The organism is Thermoflexus sp. (assembly GCF_025055495.1).
Classification (GTDB): Bacteria; Chloroflexota; Anaerolineae; order Thermoflexales; family Thermoflexaceae; genus Thermoflexus.
Map to the genome: position 1 here is coordinate 1 of NZ_JANWXB010000359.1, position 4,193 is coordinate 4,193.

General features: G+C 65.3%; 2 protein-coding genes. One reads left to right on the forward strand and one right to left on the reverse strand.

From position 1 onward, the window contains the following. Window positions 1-183 (reverse strand): hypothetical protein (locus NZM16_RS11560; RefSeq protein ID WP_295480508.1); only part of this gene is annotated, 183 nt, incomplete at its 3' end. A gap of 294 nt (window positions 184-477) precedes the next feature. On the opposite strand from NZM16_RS11560, the gene NZM16_RS11565 reads away from it, so the two are divergent. Next, window positions 478-3,945 (forward strand): AAA family ATPase, encoded by a 3,468-nt coding sequence (locus NZM16_RS11565; RefSeq protein ID WP_295480510.1) that lies wholly within the window; start codon window positions 478-480, stop codon window positions 3,943-3,945. Window positions 3,946-4,193 lie beyond the last annotated feature (248 nt).

Here is a 4,193-nt window from a genome sequence, read left to right on the forward strand (position 1 = left end):
AGCCAGCAGGGCCATCAGGCGATCCTGATCCCCGGCCTCCTCTGCAGGCGCTTTCCGGATGTTCATCAGCATCTCGGCCTCCTGTTTGGGCTTGGGGCTCCGACCCCTTCGGTAGGTGCATCTCAAGACCGTCGGGGATCCCTCCCAAATCCTCCAGGATCCACTCCGATCGATCTGGGACACACCCAGCTTCCCGGGGCGTTGCCGAAATTTGTGAATCCAGGTTATAATTTTTGATGTCTGGCGTCCACAAAGCGTCCACAAAGGGAAGCGGAGGCCTCCTTCGGGCAGTGGTGGAACGTTGCCCCAAAAGCCCTCCTCGCCGGTTATGTGGTAAGTATAGAGCATGTCTGAACATCGATCGGAAGAGGAGCCGCCCGCAAATCGACACCCATATCCAAACGGATGTTCAGACGTGCTCTTGGGGAGGGCCATGGTTCGCCAATCGTAAGACGTATGCTTCAGGAGCGGATCCCCATGACGCTGCGAGTGGCTCTTCTGGGTCCTCCCCAGATTGAATGGCAGAATGTCACCTTCTGGCGCAGCAGACGGGCCAAAACGTTATCCCTGCTGGCGTATTTATTGCTGCGCCGCGAGAGCCCCGTTCCCCGCGATCGCATCGCCTTTGCCCTCTGGCCGGATATCCCCAAAGAGAAAGCGCTGGCGAATCTGCGTCGCCACCTGCATGATCTGCTCCGCGCGCTCCCTCCAGCCCCGACGGATCGTCCCTGGGTGCTCATCACTCACCAGTTCATTCAGTGGAATCCCGAGGCATCCCTCTGGCTGGACTTGGCGGAATTTGAGCGCCTGAGCCAGCGCCGGGAGGACTGGGCCCGGGCGGTGGCGCTCTATCGGGGGGACTTGCTGGAGGGGGTGGACGAAGAGGAGTGGCTTCTGATCGAGCGGGAGCACTGGCGGAACCGGTTTTTAGCATGCCTGGAGGGCCTGATCCTGGATGCGCATCAGCGCCGCGATTACGCGCAGGCCATCGCGGCGGCGCGGCGCCTGCTGACCGCGGATCCCTTCCACGAAAGCGCCCTGCGCCGCCTGATGATGCTCCGTTACGAGACCGGGGATCGCGCGGGCGCCCTATCCGAGTATGCCGCCTTCGCCCAGCGCCTGCGGCAGGAAATGCGCGTCGACCCGATGGAGGAAACCCAGTTGCTTTATCAGATCATCGCCCGGGGGGATCCTCTGCCGACCTCCGAGCCCCTCCCGGCGATCGAGGGGCCATCACGGATCCGGTTCCCGCTCGTCGGCCGCCAGCGGGAGATGAGGGCGTTGCAGGAGCGCTGGCGCCAGGCTACCCAGGGAAAGGGCGGCGTGATCCTCATCGGCGGCGAGGCGGGGATCGGCAAGAGCCGGCTCGCCGCCGAGTTCGCCTCGTGGGCGGAGGCGCAGGGCGGGCGCGTGTTGAAGGGATTCACCGCGCCCGAGGAATCCCAACCCTATGAGGCCCTGCTCGCCGCCCTCCAGCCCGTGCTCTCGTTGGTTTCTTCGTTCCGGTTGAGTCCAACCCATCGGGCGCTTCTGGCCTCCCTATCCCCGGAGTCGGTGAAAGCCCCTCCGAGGCGACAGGAGCCGCTGGATCCGGAACGGGAGCGATTGCGGCTGTTCGACGCTTTAAGCGCCTTCCTGGAGGGCCTCTCCCGTCCGCGCCCGCTGCTGATCATCCTGGAGGATCTGCACCGGGCGGGCGCAGACACGTGGTCGCTGCTCACGTTCCTCGGCCTGCGCGCGGGCCGTCAGCGGCTCTTGTTCCTCGGCACGTTCCGCTCGGAAGAGATCGGCTTCACCCATCCGATGCGTCAAGCCCGGCGCCGCTTACAGAGCGAGGGATGCATGCTCTGGCTGGATCTGGCCCCGCTGGATGTTGCCGATGTCCGCGTGATGCTTCGAGAATATCCCGAGGCGCAGGCGGAGGCGGAATGGCTGTGGAAGTATAGCGGCGGCAACCCATTCTTCCTGATCGAGATGCTCTACGAGTTTCTGACGCGCCACGCCCTGTTTAGCTCCTCCGCTTCCCTTGAGGCCACGGTTCCGCTGGAGAGGGCGCGCGCGATGCTCGCGCCGCGCCTGCAGCGGCTTTCGCCAGAGGCCCGCGCCCTGGCTCAGATCGCGGCGGTGTGCGGCATGGCATTCGACCCCGAATTGCTGGCTGCGATGAGCGGCTGGGCCGAAGCGCGGATTCTCGACGCGCTGGAGACGTTGCTGGATCATCGTCTGATCGAAGAGGCCGGCGGCACCCCTCCCTTCCGATTTCGTCACTATCTGATCCAGCAGGCGATCTACTCGCTCGTTCCAACCTCGATCCGGACGCGCTATCATCGCCGCGCTGCCCGGCTGTTGCTGGAGCTCTATCCAGCTCAGCGAGGAGAACTGGCGGGCACCATCGGCCATCACTGGGAGAGGGGCGGCGAAGCCGCCCTAGCGGCGCGTTGGTTCCTGGAAGCCGCCCGCCACGCCCTTCAGCTCTACGCGGGTCAGGAAGCCCGGCGCTGGCTGGAGCAGGGCCTGACCCTGGCGAAGGATCCGGCTCTCCGTTTCGACCTGCTTGCCCTTCACGAGGAGATCCTCGCGCGCGCCGGCGCTTCCGCCGAATGGGAGGCCGATTTGAATGAGATGGCGCAGCTGGCCCAACGCCTTCAGGATCCGGAGCGCGCGTATCAGGCGTTGCATCGGCAGGTGCTCTTCTACCGCGCCCGGGGCCAGCGGGATCGGGAGCGCGAGGCCATCGACCGGCTACGCCTCTGGTTGGAGACAGCGGATGAGCAAACCCGGAGGGAGCGCTATTCATCCCTGCTCCAGGCGGAGGGCGTCTACGCGATGCTGGTGGGGGAGTACTCACGGGCGCGCCAGTGTCTGGAGGAAGCCCTGGCGCATGATCAGGCCCGGGGCGATGCAAGCGCCCAGATCGTCTCCCTCTGCCTGCTGGCGGAAGCCTCGCTGCATGAGGGGGATTTCAAGCGGGCAGAACGTTATCTGCAATACGCAACGGAGCGATTCCGGGAGCATGAGGAGCGATTCGTGATCCTGCGGACGACCCAGACCTACGCTCGGATGGCCTTCGCACGGCAGCGTTTCGACCAGGCCCTCGAGGCCAGCCAGCAGGCCCTCGAGCTGGCCCGCGCCCTGGGGGATCGGGTGGGGGAGGCGGATGCGTTGCTCCAATTGGCGGCCACTCAGGCCCGCCTCTTCCGCCCCGGCGAGGCGGAGGCCGCCTATCGGGAGGCGATCCAGCGTTATCATCTCATGAACCGCCCGCAGGGCCAGGCCGCTGCGCTCATCAATCTGGCGGTGTTGTATATCAACCTGGGGCGCTACGCCCAGGCCGCTGCCGCCTTTCAGGAGGCGGAACAGCTGTTCACGCTCCTTCAGGATCAGCGCGGTCAAACCGTGTGCGCGATCAACCGGTCTGTGGTGGCCCATTATCAGCAGGACTACCCGACAGCCCGGCGGATGGCGCAACGAGGTCTTGAGCTGGCCCGGGCGATCGGCGCCCGCCCTCTGGAAGCGGCGGCCCTGGTGGCTCTAAGCGCCGCCGAGCGCGAGCTGGGCGATCTGGACGCCGCCCTGGTCCACATCCGGCAGGGGCTGGCGTTGCGCCGGGAGCTGGGGCAAACCGCCGATCTCTGCCACGATATGGTGGATCTGGTGGAGGTCTTGCTTCGCCGGCAGGATGGGCCGGCCGCTCGGGAGGCGATGGAAGAGATGCTGGCCCTTTATCGGGCGAACCCTACCGGCATCCTGCATCCGGAAGCCGTGCTGTGGACGGCCGCCAAGGCTTGTCGCATGCTGGAAGAGCCGGAACGGGCCGCCCAGCTGGCCGCGGAGGCGCGAGCCGTCTTGGAAACCCGCTCCGCTGCAATCCCGGACCTCGAAATGCGCACCGCATTCCTGAATCTGCCCTTCAACCGTGAGCTCCTGAGCGCAGGACAGGAATAAGAAGCCCACGCATGGCGTCTCCCAGGGCCAGGAGCTGCCCCAGCGGGTTTCCCAGGGGCGTGCCGCCGTTCTCTCGGAAAGAGCAGGCACTGACGCGCCCTATTCCCCTGTTTGTAGTAGGGCACGTCAGTGCCCGGTATAGTAGGGCACGTCAGTGCCCGGTATCCCGTTAGCAGTGCCCGTTATGCGCCAGAGCATAGCGGGGCCTTTTACGTGACAGAAAAGATCTAGTGCTTCGTCCAGTTATC